We start from the raw sequence: 15,615 nt of genomic DNA on the forward strand, positions 1-15,615 counted from the left end.
TTTCGAGGATGATATGCACCTGTTCTTCATTAAGCCCAACTTTTTTCATTTCATAAACTGCGATATTCGGATTCATGTTATTTTCTTTCAGTTTCCATAAGGCCAGAGCGCATATGTGATTCTGAAACTCTACCGAGTTGAATTTTAAATTTTCGATTCCTGTTTTTTCCTGTTTTTTCTTTTTGAAAAAATCAAATAGTCCCATTGGTTGCTGAGTTTAGTTTTTAAAGAAATATGATAATCCCCTGGTAAAATTTACCGGAATTTTATGTGTTGAAGAATGTGTCTTAAAGCCCGTTCAAATTTAGGTTTTAATTTTATAGAGATGACGATAGATTTCCTGAATTGAATTTAAATAAGCTTTTAATTTTCCTTCTCAAAACGGAAGCCCTGTGCCTGCAGGTATTCATCCAGTTCGACTTCGAACGGAAGGTAATAGCCGTTCTCCAGATCATACACGGCACTGCTTGAATCGGAAGCTTCCATGAATCTCAGGACTTTGGAACGGGTCTGTTCTTTCGCGCTTTTCCAGCACTGCCTCAGGAATTCATGTTCCAGCCCGGACTGGTTTTCCCAGTAGCCCGTTGTATCCAGTCTGTTTTCCGGACTGAGGTGCCCGGAATATTGAATATCGTTTTCATCCAGGACCCTCCGGCAGAGATCCTGAAGGTCTGCCTGTGTATAATCTTCAAACCCATGTTCTTTCAGATGGAGTTCTGCGATATGAACGTTTTTATCAGGAGCATAATAGGTGTAATTCGGCATGGCAAATAGAAAGCTCAGCGGGCTGGCGGCGTAATAATACAGGCCGATAACCTCTACTTTCCGGTCATCCTCCCTGAAGGTATCGGTTGAGTTCAGCACCTTTACCAGGAAATCCGTAACTGCTTTTTCCCTGGGGAAAAGAACGGTTTCCTGAAAGGCTTCATCGATTTTTGATTCCAGATTTTTCATAAATGGCAGTTTAAAGGATAAAAATAAGGAAAGACTTTGGAAAAGCAGCTGCTGCAGTACTTTTTAAGAATTTCTTTATTGCAGAATGCAGGGAGTCTTCCTTCTTGAATTTTAGAGGTGACCAATATAAATACAGTAGAATTATTTCCGGTTCAGGTCTGTAACCAGCAATGCATTGTCCCGTCTCAGTCTCTCAACTACCTTTTCCGTTTCGGAAGGAGCCGGATTCTGTTCCAGTTGTTTATATTCAGCTGTGGTCAGGCCAACGATCTGCAGGAAGGAAACTTCTCCGTGCGGGGTATCTGCTTTTCCCAGTTCAGGATCAAGGGCAAAAGATAAAGCGGTGATATCTGTTTCATAGCCGGTCCGGATCGGTCCGCCGGCCGGGATGGGATGGTATTCCTCAAACCATTTGCCGGACTGGAAAACATACCTCGCCAGATTCTGGAGAAGGTTGCACACCCAATGGATGTTGTAGTCTTCCTGTTCCATCTTCAGTCTGAAAGTGAGTTCAAATCCGAATTTGCTGAATTCCCCGCCGGCACTTTTTTCACTGTAATACAGCTCGGAGAAACCGTAGGTTACAAAATGGAAATGCTTTTCCTGCTTTTCACTCCGGTACACACTGATTCCGTCCAGCGGATCATTGCCGCCCGCTGCGTAATGAAGCGACGGAGCAAAGTGAAGCGGCTCCTGTCCCGGATAGATTTTTTCCAGCTGCCTGTTGATGCATTCCCAGCCGACGGCATCATCTTCCGTAAATTTCTTTTTGTATTCTTCTGTGTTCATTGGTGGATTTTTGAAGAATTAAGATACGGAAAAATGGGGTTGCTGCCAAGTTTTATAAGATCACCCGCGGATTTGTAATCCGCGGGATTGATCGTATTATTTTTTGATTACTTTGACCTGTTCCAGCAAGCCTTTGTCATTTTTAAAACTAAAAATATAGATGCCTTTATCCAGTGCTGACAAATCGATATTCCTGTTGAACTGTGCCGATCCTCTGGTCACCTGTCTGCCTTCCGGGGAGAAAATAATGTAGTCAAAAGGTCCGTCGTGGGAACTGCTGATCACGAAATGGTCCGTGAACGGATTCGGGTAGGCCTTGATGGTAAACACCTGGTCTTTATTTTCCTGTACGGCAAGTACATTCGGGCTGATGTCTGCTGCCTGTGCGCTTCTGATGGATGAAGAAACGGAAACGTTTGTGTTGCCACCCATAATATACAGTTTGTTGTCATAAACCTGTGCAACGGAATGCCTTCTGGCCACCATATTGGAAGCCAGCTGGTAAAATTGGTTGGTCGTGGTATTGAAATAGGCCAGGTAGGTCTGGTTGTCATAATCACCTACGATAAAGATCTTATCATTGTGTACCGCTACCGAATGTCCGGATACGCCTACCGGCATGGTGTACTCATCTGTCCAGGTATTCGTGCTGAGGTTGAAGACATTGATCTTGTTGGAGTTGGTTCCGTTATACCCGCCGACCACATACAGCTTGCCGTTGATGATCTTTCCCCGGGTCTCTTTCGCTACCGGCATATTCGGCAGGGCGTTCCAGGTATTGGTGGCAATGTCATAATACTGGAATTTATTGGTATAGGTGTAGGTGGAAGTATTGTTCTGGCCGCTGCCTCCGAATACATAGATCTTCCCGTTGTAGACGTCAGATCCTGTGCTTCCGGCATAATAAGGATTGGGTGCACCGTTGGTTACGGTATTGGTGGCAGGATCAAAGATTTCGACATTGCCGTTCAGCCACCCGTTCATCACATAGATTTTATTATTATAGGTTTCCGCAGTGGTAAACCTTTTAGGTACCAGGACGGTATTGAGAGTCGTCCAGCTGTTATTGGGGATGCTGTATTTTTCAATGTAGCTGGTATCCCCGTTGACGCCATAACCGTTGATGACATACATATCACTATTGATGATTGCACTTCCTGAAGCTCCCCTGGCCGTGGGCATATCCATAAGGGTCTGGAAGCTGAGGGTCTGTGCATGGGCTAAAAAAGAACCGGCAATAGAAAGAAGTAAAAATTTTGTTTTCACAGGATGATTATTAGTGATTGATTTAATGAATTTCTGTCAGTGATCCGGGACTTCCGTACCACAGGGCAAAGATAGTAAAAGTCCCGCAAAAGATACCCGCAGATTTTATTCATATATTCTGATCACTTCGCCGTTGCCTTTTCCGGTAACGCTTCTTACATAGCCGTTAATCACTTTCAGCATCGGAACAGGATTGTGCCCCGGGAAACTGTCTCTGTATTTTTCATAGGCATCTTCCACCACTCCGGAGGATACCACATTCAGCCTGATGCCGTTTTCCATTTCAAGGGCAGCCGCTTGTACAAAACTGTGGATTCCGCCGTTGACCATTGCTGCACTTGCCGTCTGTACCACAGGGTCATCCGCCAGGATTCCTGTAGACAGGGTAATAGAGCCGTTGGGCTTCAAATGATCTTTTCCAATACGAACCAGGTTTATCTGTCCCATCAGTTTGCTTCTGAGTCCTATATAATAATCTTCCTCGGTAAGTTCATTGAAATCTGCCCATTTGGCCTCGCCGGCAATGCAGATCACGGCATCCAGTTCCCCGGTTTTCTCAAACATTTCTTTAATCGAGCTGCTTTCTGTAATATCTACCGTTACGTCTCCGGAAGTTCTTCCGGCAATCAATAATTGGTGCTTTTCTTTAAAATGGGAGGCCACTGTTTTTCCGATAGTGCCGTTTCCGCCGATGATCAGTATTTTCATTTGATGGCATTTGATGAATTAATTGTTTTGATGCTGTACCGGACAAGTGTAAAATCGTATTAAACAGACACCCGTCATATGCTGAAGTATTTCCAAAATTCCCGCCATTCTGTTCGAATTGCAGCTTCAGGTGTGATTTAATTATTTTTCAGCCGGTTTATAATAGCCATTTCTTTGGTTAAAGATCGATGTTTTTATATTCTCTCTCTTCCTCAGCATTCAGAAGGGACTTATTTCGCAACAGAATATTCCGTGAACTATAATTCTTTAATTTCCAGACTCTCATACAGGATATCCTGCATTTCATTATAACCGCCTCCCGTTTCTGAAAAAATCCAGAACCTTAGTATTTTAGGATCTTCAAATTCCAGGTAAACCGGTTCCTTGTCAGCATATATTGCCTGTATACCTTCATAAAACCCTGTAACGGAATGACCGGAAATCTTCAGTTCAAATTTTTTATACATCCCGTTTCTGAATGCATCAATCAACCGGTCAGAATCCGGATCTGCTAAATCATCAAAAGTCGCTGATAAAGTCTCGTCTCTGCATGCTTCGAATTTCAGGACAAGGGCGTTCTCTTCCATCATTACCGAATTCAGGACCAGTAAATTTGTAATTCCTTCTATATGTTTTTATATTTTACTCAAAAGTAATTATTCTTCTCCTTAGGTATTTGGAAACGGATTGAAGAATTACTGCATTAGCAGCCAATTAAAGGCTATCTGAATTTACTATTTCTTTTCCCAAAAATAAAAGAAATTCCCAACATTACAATTCCCAACATTACACACAGAAGGAACGTCAAATTTCTATTTTCAGTCTTCAGTGCTTTGTATCCGGACTCAGCCAGATCGGTTTTTCGTTTAAGCTTTTTAATATAAATGTCCGGCTTATTTGTTTCCAGCTCAAAGTCTTCTGTAAAAGGTTTTATAACCACATATTGATCCTGATTCAGATATTCTTTCTCCAACTCCTGTAAGATTTTCAGATCGTCTTTCGTGACGTTTTTCAGAGGCTTAGTATAGGTGCAGGATTCGGAGTAGAGCAAGCCGGTATCGGGTTCGATATAACCGAAAATTAAATACTCGGTATTTTTATCGTAAGACAGATCGCATGATCTGAGCCGGGATGAAAAAAGCACTGCCTCTTTTTTGTAAAATTCTCCGTAAGCCTCTGACTTGTAAATTTTCCTGACCTGTATTTTGCTGAGGTAATTATTTAAGGTTTTGAACCCTGAAGGGATCTCAACAATGTCATACACTTTTCCCGTAAACACAAAATCTGCATATTTAAACGATCCCTGAATGCTCATGTTCCCGCATTTACATCCAAATGATTTTACTGAGATCAGCAATGACATGATAAGAAGCTTTATTTTCATGGTTGTATTTAAGTTTGAACGGTGGCGATCAGATTTTTGATTGTAAATAGCTGATAAACAATATAGCTAAAAATAAGGTTAAAGATTCCCGTAAACGATTATATAATCAGCGTAGGTCAGCTTATCATTAAGCCATTCAATCAATTCGTTTTTAAATTTTTCGATTTTCGGATCCGTGGTATTGTTCTGCTTTATTCTTTCGACGATTATTTTACAGGTTGCATTACTGAAAAAATTATGTCCGCAAAGGTCAAATGATGTTTCCATAAATCCGTTCCATGGATTTTTGACAGGATAGACCGACCTAAATTCATTGATTACGTAGTCAAAGTCCGCGGTAGGAATAAATGCATCATTCCGTTTTGCCGATTTGTAATTTTCACCATTTTTATCTTTCGGCCATAGGACAAACCCGGTTTCATTTTTTGGAGAAGGTGTTTCCCGGGTGGTAAGAATAATCTGCTCTGAGTTGATTCTCTTAATGGCTTTTTCTACATGATGCCCGCAAAAATTATAATTTACTTTTGCTTTTTCAAAATCACATTCGGCTATTAAACTCACCTGTTCAATATTTTTGATGTGAAATTTTTCAATGCAGGTTTCAGGATCGTTATTATTTTCTTTTAAAAGTTTTATGGCTATATCCAGAGGAACCGTAATTTTATTACGTAGAATTTTTATTTTTTCTGTGTCCATTTCTTTTTTCCGTTTGTGCTTTTTGTTTTTTCAAATCAAAGACGCGCCGTTCAGATCCGTCGTCAGCACTTCGCTCATATAATCAAAGAAAGGGCGCATGGCCAGGAAGGTGAGGACTGCTTCTTTCGCAAAATCATCCGATAGAACTTCCCGGTCGGTAAACGGCCGCATCACGACGTACTGCTTTTTCCGGATAAGACCGATGGCGGAATGGTTTTTATCGAAACCTTTCGGTGCGGTTTTCACGGCGTCGCCTTTTATTTCTTGAAAATAGTTGATGAAGGTATCGTCTGAACTGATCTTATCAATTTCCGTGGTGCTGATTTCAAATTCTTTGCGGATGCGGAGCAGGTCTTTGGCATCCGGTCCCCAGAATCCTCCGCCCACAAAGCTGTTGCCAGGTTCGAGATGGATGTAATAGCCTCCTCTCAGCATCGGTTTTAGCCGGGAATAGCCTGCTCCGAAATGAGTCTTGTACGGCGTCTGGTCTTTGGAAAACCGGACATCCCGGTAAATCCGGTACATATGGATGCCTGATATCTGGTCATGCTCCTGAAGCCCGGCGTAGATCTGATTAAAAAGTGCCTTGTTTTCTTTTATCACCGCCTCGTATTCTGCTTTATGTGCGGCAAACCATTCGCGGATGTTGTTTTTCTCGAGCTGCTTAAGGAATTCAAAGGCTTTTTTCATCTTGACGATTTTTTTAGCGAATTTAACTAATTAAGCATGAATGACAATCCACAGGACCGGATCAGATCATGAATTCCTGATGAATAGATGTGATTTTCCCTAAATCTGGCGGGTTTTTAAAACCTGTTACGTTTTGCCGCGTACAGATGCCATCGCTGGAAGCTGCAAACAGGGGTGTTGATGATCAAACGCAGTTGCAGGAGATTACAAACACTCTTGTTTTACATCTCCGGAGGACTACGAAAGTCTCCCGCAAGTTGCGGGAAATAAAGTGTAAGTGTTGAAGAGTATAAACAGGATGGTCTGTACTCAAATACAATTGGCAAAGGTCTTTTTCAGGCTGCGGGAAATAAAATGCTGGTGTTGAAGAGCGTAAATGGTATGATCTCTCACCAAAGGCATTTTAAACGGATAATACTTATGAATATGTGTCTTCGAAAAGGTTATTTTTATTTGATATAGTCTCCTGAAACAATGGATTTTTCCATTTCGTTTACAATCTCGGAAATGGGAATGGAAAATAAGCCGGCACTTCCTTTATCAAATTCTTTTTTCCAGTAAGAGTAGCCATCCATTTCAAGAGAATCTGGTAGTTTGCGGGTATCTTTTTTAATACGGATGACACTTTTATCCAATGCTTCTTCAGTAACCGGAAGATGGCTTATTTTATCAGCAATCCCTTCCGGATGATGAGGATCTTTCATTTTTAATCCGTTAATTGAGATATGGAGCACTTTTCCGGTAGCCGGACATTCTTCAATCTTAAAAATTTTCAGGATTGAGTTTTCTTCCCCCGGTCTGGTTTTATAATTCCATTCCTGGCCCACATGGTATTTCATGGTATCTTTTTTTGTGCAACCGACGAAAAATAAGAGGATTACAGCTGTTAAAGAATATAGTTTAATCATCGGTGGTTCATTTAATTTGCAATATTAATCAATTAAATCATAAATATTCTCACAGATCAGACAGGGAAGACGTGTTTGATTTATTTCTGGCGGTCCAGCGTAATCGTTATTTTATTTTTTCTCTGCTTCACTTTGATGCTGTTTCCCTGCTCAAAGCCGATTTCCTGCAGCCATTTGCCGCATAAACGGATTTCAGGAAGTATGTTAGGTCGCCAAGAATTGGAATTTCCGGTGTATTTTCCATATACTTTCAGATGGCGGTCCTTTTTGTATTGAAATTTTTTTTCTTGCTTCATTATGCGGATTTATTGATGTAAAAGTATTATTAATTATAATTTAAAACAAATAAAAACGCATGAAAATATAATTTACGTTGTTTTGAATATGATTTTCAGGTCTTTAGAATTTTACGATATTTGCAAGAGAAGTTAATCATCGAGCACTGTGTCGAAAATAAATTTGAATAGAATAAAGTCTGTCTTAGCAGAAAAAAATAAAACCAGCAAGGATCTTGCCGGTCATTTGGGAAAGACAGAATCTACCGTTTCACGCTGGTGTACCAATGAAGTCCAGCCTTCCATTGAAACGCTTTACGAAATATCTAAGTTTCTGAAAGTAGATATCCGGGAATTATTGGTGTCTACGGGTTCATGACCAGAGATCAATTAAAGATAGCAGTAGGTAAACGAATTATTATGCTTCGCGGAAAGAAAGGCTGGAGCCAGTCTGATCTGGCCCGCGCCTGTAACAAAGACCGCCAGGCCATTGAAAAACTGGAAAACGGCAAAGTAAATCCTACGCTTTATACATTGCTGGAATTGGCCAGCGCTTTGGAAGTTTCTTTACCGGAGCTGGTGGATTTGAGGTGATGTTTTACAAGACGGGCACGAGCCTGGAAGCTCGCGCCAGCGTGGAGCCAGCGTAGAGGCCTGGAAAATCCCTACAGCGGAGTGGTATCAACGGGTACTTTCAGCGGAAAGTGTTCCCTCGCTGATATCCGCAGCCTGAAGGCTTTTAAGGGCCGATTTGGTGGAAGACGTCGTGCTTCCGCCGATGATGTATAATTTGTTGTTGTAGATTTCCGCAGCTGCATGTCTTCTGGGAATCATATTGGAGGATAACTGATGCAGTGTATGGGTCTCCGTATCGAAATAGGCCAGGAAAGCCTGATTATTGCTCCCTCCTGCAATAAAGATCTTATGACCAGATACCGCCAACGAATGACCGGAGATCCCAACAGGCATCGTATATTGCTCAGTCCAAAGATTTTTGTTGAGATCGTAAACATTAACCAGACGGGAAGGCGTACCGTTGAAACCACCAATGACATACAGCTTATCATTTACAATTTTACCCTTTGTTTCTCTGGCCGTGGGCATATCGGGTAGGGGATGCCAGGTATCGGAAGCCATATCATAGTACTGGAACCTGTTGGAAAATACAGTGGTGGCAGCATTGTTGAGTCCGCTGCCGCCGAACACATAGATTTTTCCGTTATGGAGGGCAGAACCTGCATTTCCTGTATAAGCACGGTTGACCGCTCCCTTTGTGATCTTATTTGTTTCTAGGTCCAGGATTTCAAGATGGCTGTTTCCCCAGCCGTTGAAAATATAGATTTTATGACCATCCGTCTCGGAATTACCGAATCTTCTGGGAAGCAACTTAGCGTTGACGACGCTCCAGCGGTTATCTTTAATGCTGTATTTCTCGATAAAAGTGGCATTGCCGTCATTGTCCCTATACCCGTTGCTCACATAAATATCATCATCTGTAACAGCACTGCTGATCCCTCCTCTGCGGGCGGACATATCGGCAAGATGCTTAAAATTCAGGGTTTGGGCATTCGTGAAGAACAAGCCGGAAATGAAGAGAAGAAATGCTGTTTTTTTCAATGCCAATGAGATTTTGTTGAATTGATTTTAAAGATAGGGAAAAAATGAGGAGTGTAAATTGTTGATGTTGGGTTTTGTGAAATGAAAATCGCTCTTCCTTTGCCAGCGTGAGCGTCTCGTGCTATGTGCAAAGTAGTTTTTCTGTTGAGGGGTGGACAAGATGTCCGTTAAAGTATGGGATGTGAGCCTGGAAACCTGTCCCGGAGGTAACTTTCAACAAACCTGACGGGTTTCCAAAACCCGTCAGGTTTTATGGTTAAGCTTTAACCTCAGGTCATAAAAGTATTAATGGTTTTCTTCACGGTCCAGCTTCCGTCTTCCTGTTTTTCCAGCAGGTATCCGAAGCCGATCCCGAAAGAAGTATCGAAAAAGATTGATTCGGATATACACGGTATGGTCGTTGAGATAAAGTGGGTTTGAAAATTGATAAATCCGGTTCCGCTCATCTGCTTCTTTTTTGCCGGCCAGCCTGATGTTTGGATTGATGGTTTTATCCAGCGGAATGGAATCAAAAACATATTGTTTCTGTTTTAACAGATGTAAAGAATCCGATCTTCTCTCTTCCGGCCGCCGGTGATTTAAATCAAGAATGCGGAGAATACTTCTGCTGGAAATAGAAGACGGTCCCGGCTCTTCTCCGGATATTTCTTTTGCCGTCGGAACATATACCGTTAATGGCTGAATTTCTTTATTGATGGTGTATTGAAGAGAGGCGGATTCCCTGCGGGCGGATTCATTTTTCAGGACAGCATTCAGGATCTGGTTCAGTTCAGCACTTTCTTCTTTTTTAGTTTTGGAACAGCTGAACAAAAGAAAACCTGAAAGCAACCCTAGGAAAATCCGGATCACGGTTTCTGCAGATATTGCTCCAGCTTCGCCATCATTTCGTCTTTCTCTTTCAGCATTCTTTCGTATAGGGCAATTTTTTCTTCGTGAAGTTTAAGCACTTCTTCAAGCGGATGAAAAGTAGGTTTAATATTAGCAGTGTAGGCAAAAGCCGAAGACTCATGGAAGGTATTGGCAATAATATTAATAGCCTGGTCATCGTCCATATTTTCAATGGCTTCCACGGGAATTTTCAGAAGCTGCGCTATTTTTTCTAAAATATCCTGTTCCACGGTTTGTTTCTGTTCCAGCAAGGAAACCTTTTTCTGGTTCCAGTCTTCTCCCAGGTCGAAAGCCAGCGCTTCCTGCTTGATGCCCAGCATCTCCCGGAACCGCTTGATGTTCCTGCCCTGATGTATTTTCCTGTCCTGCATATTTGTGTATTTTAAGAAAAACAAATATAGGTAAAAGTTTTGCGGATTGGAAGTGGAGGAGGTGGGTAAATTATTCCGGGAGGATTGGTTGTTTTTTATTAACACTTTCATTTCTTTACTGGCGCGAGCGTCTCGCTCGTGCTTTGCGCTAGTTTTTGTTTTGTGGCAAAAGACTCGTTCGAGTGTGGGGCACAAGCGTGACGCTTGCGCCAGCGGGGGGATAAATTATTCCGGGAGTTTTGGTACGGGTTGTTTATTAACATCTTCATCCTTTTGCTAGCGCGAGCGTCTCGCTCGTGCTTTCTGCGAAGAGTTTTTCGGTCGTGGCAGAAGACTCATGGGAGTGTAGGGACACGAGCGTGACGCTCGCGCCAGCGGGTGGGAAATATTAAATTGTTTTAATAAAAAACTGCTTCATAGTTGAGCAGTTTAGAGATTGTATTTATAATTAGGAGTTATGCTAAAGCCATAATTTATTTTCTTTTCAATAAAAAAGTTGAAATTGCAATTAAAAGTCCTAATATTAAACCAATTATTCCTCCTTCTTTGCGACCTTTTCTATTTCCTTTCCAAAAACCTTCTTCATGTCCTCTGCCAAAACCTTTAGCTTCTCCAGCACCAAATGCACGATTTCCCATATTTTATATTATTAATGATTAAATCTTATTTTTCCAAGTATCAGTAAATGATTTTATTTCTTCTGAATTTTTATTCCAAGTTACAACTACAATATTTACGTCTGGACTTTGTTGAAAAGTTCTGTTTTTATCCCTAACTTCGTGTTTCAGAGTAATATTTTCATTCACATCACCTAAAACGTATTTTTTTCCATAAAATAGTATTATTATTCGACTTATAGTCAAATTCTTCCATTTTATATTCATCAGTAATTGGAGGACTAAATGAACTTTGTTCCTTTGCTGTTTCTTTTAATTTTTCAATAATTGAATTGAATAATGCTTCCATGTTTTTGTTTTATATTAAATTTAAAATTATATTTATTATGGTTCCATAATTTTGTGAATCTTTTTTATTAATTCTACTAAATGTTCGTCAATTTCATTTTCTGACATTTTAGAAAATGGCTGAGATGGATTGTTTAAAGCTTGATATTTACCTAATTTAGATTTCTCGAAATAACAAACTTTTAATATTATTGGTAATATAATTGTTCCTTTACTTTTTGCATTTTCTAAAATTGGCGGTATTTCCTCTTTATTAATAAAATTTGAAGATAAAAAGTCAGTTGAAACTAAAAAGATTGCAATTCCTGCATCCTCAAGTGATTGCTTAATCTCTTCTTTCCAAACATCCCCTACTTCTAATTTATTATCATCCCAAACCTCAATATTAATTTCCAGATGGTTTTTTAAAACATCAATATGGTTTCTTACTTTGTCAAGCCACACTGAATCTTTGTGTGAATAACTAATAAAAATTTTATTCTTTTTTATTATACTTTTCATCTCTATTTTAAGTGAATTATCGTTGTGTAGATTTAAATCATAATTGAAGTCAGTAAAATAATTAATTGCATTACCTTTTATAGAAGATAGCTGTTGATATTTAATATCTGCTTCATAACTTGTAATGCTAGAAGAAAATGCATATAAACATATTAAAGATTTTGGGATGAAAAAATGTTCAGGAAATACACTTAATGGTAACCCACCAATCCAAAATTTCCGTAAGTTTTTTAGCTTGATTAATCGATTATCAATTTTAGTAATTTCATTGTGACTGATATTTAATTCTCGTAAATTTTGCAAATTATAAATTTCATCAGAAATTTCAGAAATCTTATTATGAGAAATATGTAAACAGGTTAGTTTATTTAAATTTTTAATCTGAATTGGAAATGTTTTAATTTTATTATTATTAAGATTTAATATTTTTAAATTTTTAAGCGAACAAATTTTGGCATAAAAATTTGAAATATCATTTCCTGATAAATCCAAAGTATTTAACCTTTTCAATTTTTCAATTTCTTGGGGAATAACTTTTATTTTGTTATTCCTTAAAATTAATTTTTTAAGATTCTTCAACATAAAAATCTCTTCAGGAATTTTAGTTAAATTCTGATTTGACAAATCAATCTTTGTAGTATTAACATTTAAAATTTGATTCATTAAATTTAATGTTTAAATTTGTAATTCCTTGGGAGGGAAGGATTAAAAAGGGTAATTATTAGTGACATGTTCACAAATTTAATTAAACTTTTTTGCTTCGGCAACCTCACTAAAATAGACTTAAGTTTGTAGTCCCGAGCCGCTGAAGAGGCACTCGGGATTTTTTAGTTTAAAGCATTTGCTTTATCTAAACTATTTTTGAATTTTATCTGACAGACTTTTGATTATTTCAACTAAATTTTCAGAAAAATTGGGATCGTAAGTTTTTGTGTCCATTTCGTAAAATGAAGATGATTTATCTATATTCCAATTCTGAAATATTTCTGTGATTTCTTTATACGATGAAATTTTATCTCCAAACGCTTTTATAAAGAATTCTCCAAACGAAATTGCATGTATTCTATCTGAGTTCCTAAGTGATTCATGCATAAAAGATTTACCTAAAGTAAAGGTATACTTTGAGCAAGCTACTAATAAACCTATGATAATTATACTTTTAACAAGGATAATTATTATGATAGTTAGAGGAAAAGCTTTATTATTATCTAAATTATTTTGAGTTTCCGAAAATTTATATAATCCATTAATGGCAAAATAAATCCCTGCAGTTAAAGATATAAAACCAGCTAAATAACAGATATATGCAACATATTTGTTATGTTTTTCTCTTATAGTTAAATTTTTCGTTGACTCTTTAATGTAATCAGCAGCTTTAGATTCTATCAGTTGTATTTTTTTCTTCCTTTCCTCATCCTTTATAAGCTTATTATTTTGAAAACTAACTATAGAAGTATCAATCTTTTCAATTGTAAGATCTAAATTATTATCATCTAATCTCAAACAATAAATATCTTTTATAAAATCAGGCACTTCGAAATTACCTTTGATTACTGGTATTAGAAATTTATCATTATCTCCAAGTAATGCTCTTGTAGTTCCAATTTCACTTATAACATATTTTGAGTTCAAACTATTTTCGGTAATTAATACCAGTACACCATCTGAACTTTTCAGTTCATTTAATAAATCGGCTCTCCAATCTCTTCCAACTTTCATGACGGTTGAATCGATGATAACTTCATGGCCTTTGTCAATTAGTTTTTTTGATATTTGTAAAATTAAATCTGTGTCTTGATGTTGATATGAAAGATAAATTTTTGCCATACAATCAAAATGTTATATTCTATTTTAAACTTTTACTAATTTAAGTTATTTCCTATTTACTTTCCTATACCACTATATAATTAAAAAACCGCTCCACAAAAGTAGAGCGGTTAGTATATTAAATTGCCTCGGTCACTGACCATTACATCATTCCCGGCATTCCGCCACCCATTGGCATGGCTGGTTCGTCTTTTTTCACTTCAGTGATCACACATTCGGTGGTTAATAACATTCCGGATACGGAAGCAGCGTTTTCAAGGGCTACTCTCGTTACTTTCGTAGGGTCGATGATCCCTGCTTCAAGCATGTTGACGTATTCGTCGGTTTTCGCGTTGTACCCGAAGTCGGCAGTTCCTTCTGCTACTTTGGCTACGATTACAGAACCTTCACCTCCGGCGTTGGCTACAATTTGTCTCAACGGCTCTTCGATCGCTCTTTTTACGATTTTGATACCGGTGGTTTCATCAGAGTTGATTCCGGTAAGGTTTTCCAGTGAAGAAATAGCTCTTACCAAAGCCACACCACCTCCGGCAACGATTCCTTCTTCTACGGCAGCTCTTGTTGCGTGAAGGGCATCTTCCACTCGGTCTTTTTTCTCTTTCATTTCCACTTCGGAAGCAGCTCCTACATAAAGTACGGCAACCCCACCGGCTAATTTAGCCAGTCTTTCCTGAAGCTTCTCTCTGTCGTAGTCGGAAGTTGTGGTTTCCATCTGCGCTTTGATCTGGTTGACTCTTCCTTTGATCTTGCTTTCTTCACCGCCACCGTTTACGATGGTGGTGTTGTCTTTATCGATGGTTACTTTTTCGGCAGTTCCCAGCATATCCAGGGAAATGTTTTCCATGGTGAACCCTTGCTCTTCAGAGATTACGGTTCCGCCGGTAAGGATCGCGATATCTTCAAGCATTGCTTTTCTTCTGTCCCCGAATCCAGGTGCTTTTACCGCAGCAATTTTAAGGGAACCTCTCAATTTGTTTACTACCAAAGTAGCTAATGCTTCACCTTCCACTTCTTCAGAGATAATCAATAAAGATTTACCTCCCTGGGCAATTGGCTCAAGAACAGGAAGCAATTCTTTCATGGAAGAGATTTTCTTCTCTACCAGAAGGATGTATGGGTTTTCTACCTCAGCCACCATTTTCTCAGGGTTGGTTACGAAGTACGGAGACTGGTATCCTCTGTCAAACTGCATCCCTTCTACAACGTCTACGGTAGTATCGATACCTTTCGCTTCTTCTACAGTGATTACCCCTTCTTTACCTACTTTTCCGAAAGCTTCAGCGATCAGTGCACCGATGGTTTCGTCGTTGTTGGCAGAAACGGAAGCTACCTGCTTCACTTTGTCGGTAGAATCACCTACTTCCTGGGATTGGGCCTTCAGGTTTTCCACAACAGCGGTTACCGCTTTGTCGATCCCTCTCTTCAGATCCATCGGGTTAGCCCCTGCTGCTACGTTCTTCAGACCTTCTCTTACGATGGCCTGAGCCAGAACCGTAGCGGTCGTGGTACCGTCACCTGCGATGTCATTGGTTTTGGAAGCTACTTCCTTCACCATCTGGGCACCCATGTTTTCTACTCTATCTTCAAGTTCGATTTCTTTCGCTACGGAAACCCCGTCCTTGGTTACGTGAGGCGCACCGAAAGATTTCTCAATCACTACGTTTCTCCCTTTAGGACCTAAGGTTACCTTTACTGCATTTGCCAATGCATCAACCCCTCTTTTTAAAGCGTCTCTAGACTCGATATCGAATTTTATTTCTTTTGCCATTGTTTTAA

Annotated in this window: 21 protein-coding genes; 2 read left to right on the forward strand and 19 right to left on the reverse strand. The window is 39.4% G+C overall.

Features of this window, described 5'->3' with window-relative positions:
* The 11 genes from QZ735_RS09675 to QZ735_RS09725 form a co-directional block, all read right to left on the reverse strand.
* Positions 1-205 (reverse strand): hypothetical protein (locus QZ735_RS09675; protein WP_294247475.1); only part of this gene is annotated, 205 nt, incomplete at its 3' end.
* A gap of 158 nt (positions 206-363) precedes the next feature.
* Positions 364-954, reverse strand: a complete 591-nt coding sequence (locus tag QZ735_RS09680; RefSeq protein WP_294247480.1) for a hypothetical protein — start codon at positions 952-954, stop codon at positions 364-366.
* A 141-nt stretch (positions 955-1,095) separates the two neighbouring features.
* Positions 1,096-1,743 carry a suppressor of fused domain protein gene (locus QZ735_RS09685; protein ID WP_294247483.1) on the reverse strand — a complete coding sequence of 216 codons (648 nt, stop codon included), beginning with the start codon at positions 1,741-1,743 and terminating at the stop codon, positions 1,096-1,098.
* Between the two features lie 96 nt (positions 1,744-1,839).
* On the reverse strand, positions 1,840-3,009 hold the full coding sequence (locus QZ735_RS09690) for a kelch repeat-containing protein (RefSeq protein WP_294247486.1): 1,170 nt from the start codon (positions 3,007-3,009) through the stop codon (positions 1,840-1,842).
* Between the two features lie 105 nt (positions 3,010-3,114).
* Positions 3,115-3,717, reverse strand: coding sequence for a short chain dehydrogenase (locus tag QZ735_RS09695; protein WP_294247489.1), 603 nt, complete (start codon positions 3,715-3,717; stop codon positions 3,115-3,117).
* A gap of 257 nt (positions 3,718-3,974) precedes the next feature.
* Positions 3,975-4,307, reverse strand: coding sequence for a hypothetical protein (locus QZ735_RS09700; protein ID WP_294247492.1), 333 nt, complete (start codon positions 4,305-4,307; stop codon positions 3,975-3,977).
* 131 nt (positions 4,308-4,438) lie between these two features.
* The gene (locus tag QZ735_RS09705) at positions 4,439-5,101 is read right to left on the reverse strand and encodes a hypothetical protein (RefSeq protein ID WP_367117841.1); all 663 of its coding nucleotides are present in this window, start codon (positions 5,099-5,101) and stop codon (positions 4,439-4,441) included.
* Positions 5,102-5,179: 78 nt separating this feature from the next.
* Positions 5,180-5,797 (reverse strand): hypothetical protein, encoded by a 618-nt coding sequence (locus QZ735_RS09710; protein ID WP_294247495.1) that lies wholly within the window; start codon positions 5,795-5,797, stop codon positions 5,180-5,182.
* Positions 5,798-5,827: 30 nt separating this feature from the next.
* On the reverse strand, positions 5,828-6,487 hold the full coding sequence (locus QZ735_RS09715; RefSeq protein ID WP_294247498.1) for a DUF2461 domain-containing protein: 660 nt from the start codon (positions 6,485-6,487) through the stop codon (positions 5,828-5,830).
* A 449-nt stretch (positions 6,488-6,936) separates the two neighbouring features.
* The gene (locus tag QZ735_RS09720) at positions 6,937-7,326 is read right to left on the reverse strand and encodes a hypothetical protein (protein WP_294247501.1); all 390 of its coding nucleotides are present in this window, start codon (positions 7,324-7,326) and stop codon (positions 6,937-6,939) included.
* Between the two features lie 149 nt (positions 7,327-7,475).
* Positions 7,476-7,691 carry a SymE family type I addiction module toxin gene (locus QZ735_RS09725; RefSeq protein ID WP_294247504.1) on the reverse strand — a complete coding sequence of 72 codons (216 nt, stop codon included), beginning with the start codon at positions 7,689-7,691 and terminating at the stop codon, positions 7,476-7,478.
* Between the two features lie 148 nt (positions 7,692-7,839).
* On the opposite strand from QZ735_RS09725, the gene QZ735_RS09730 reads away from it, so the two are divergent.
* Positions 7,840-8,049 (forward strand): helix-turn-helix transcriptional regulator, encoded by a 210-nt coding sequence (locus tag QZ735_RS09730; protein WP_146940957.1) that lies wholly within the window; start codon positions 7,840-7,842, stop codon positions 8,047-8,049.
* Complete coding sequence (locus tag QZ735_RS09735; protein ID WP_294247509.1) at positions 8,046-8,264, forward strand: helix-turn-helix transcriptional regulator; 219 nt, start codon at positions 8,046-8,048, stop codon at positions 8,262-8,264. The genes QZ735_RS09730 and QZ735_RS09735 overlap by 4 nt, the downstream gene beginning before the upstream one ends.
* A gap of 87 nt (positions 8,265-8,351) precedes the next feature.
* On the opposite strand, the gene QZ735_RS09740 is transcribed toward QZ735_RS09735, so the two are convergent.
* From QZ735_RS09740 to groL, 8 genes are all read right to left on the reverse strand, one after another.
* Positions 8,352-9,287, reverse strand: a complete 936-nt coding sequence (locus tag QZ735_RS09740) for a kelch repeat-containing protein (RefSeq protein ID WP_294247512.1) — start codon at positions 9,285-9,287, stop codon at positions 8,352-8,354.
* A 269-nt stretch (positions 9,288-9,556) separates the two neighbouring features.
* Entirely contained in the window at positions 9,557-9,733 is a 177-nt protein-coding gene (locus QZ735_RS09745; RefSeq protein WP_294247514.1) for a hypothetical protein, read from the reverse strand.
* Positions 9,734-10,132: 399 nt separating this feature from the next.
* Positions 10,133-10,546 (reverse strand): helix-turn-helix transcriptional regulator, encoded by a 414-nt coding sequence (locus QZ735_RS09750; protein WP_294247516.1) that lies wholly within the window; start codon positions 10,544-10,546, stop codon positions 10,133-10,135.
* Positions 10,547-11,019: 473 nt separating this feature from the next.
* Positions 11,020-11,184, reverse strand: a complete 165-nt coding sequence (locus tag QZ735_RS09755; RefSeq protein WP_294247518.1) for a hypothetical protein — start codon at positions 11,182-11,184, stop codon at positions 11,020-11,022.
* A 169-nt stretch (positions 11,185-11,353) separates the two neighbouring features.
* Positions 11,354-11,512 (reverse strand): hypothetical protein, encoded by a 159-nt coding sequence (locus QZ735_RS09760; RefSeq protein ID WP_294247522.1) that lies wholly within the window; start codon positions 11,510-11,512, stop codon positions 11,354-11,356.
* Between the two features lie 35 nt (positions 11,513-11,547).
* Positions 11,548-12,675: a leucine-rich repeat domain-containing protein gene (locus QZ735_RS09765; protein WP_294247525.1), complete on the reverse strand. Its 1,128-nt coding sequence runs from the start codon at positions 12,673-12,675 to the stop codon at positions 11,548-11,550.
* Positions 12,676-12,867: 192 nt separating this feature from the next.
* Complete coding sequence (locus tag QZ735_RS09770; RefSeq protein ID WP_294247528.1) at positions 12,868-13,839, reverse strand: toll/interleukin-1 receptor domain-containing protein; 972 nt, start codon at positions 13,837-13,839, stop codon at positions 12,868-12,870.
* Between the two features lie 142 nt (positions 13,840-13,981).
* Positions 13,982-15,607 carry a chaperonin GroEL gene (gene groL / locus QZ735_RS09775; protein WP_294247533.1) on the reverse strand — a complete coding sequence of 542 codons (1,626 nt, stop codon included), beginning with the start codon at positions 15,605-15,607 and terminating at the stop codon, positions 13,982-13,984.
* Positions 15,608-15,615: the final 8 nt, after the last annotated feature.

The sequence above is a fragment of the uncultured Chryseobacterium sp. genome, from assembly GCF_913776365.1.
GTDB lineage: Bacteria > Bacteroidota > Bacteroidia > Flavobacteriales > Weeksellaceae > Chryseobacterium.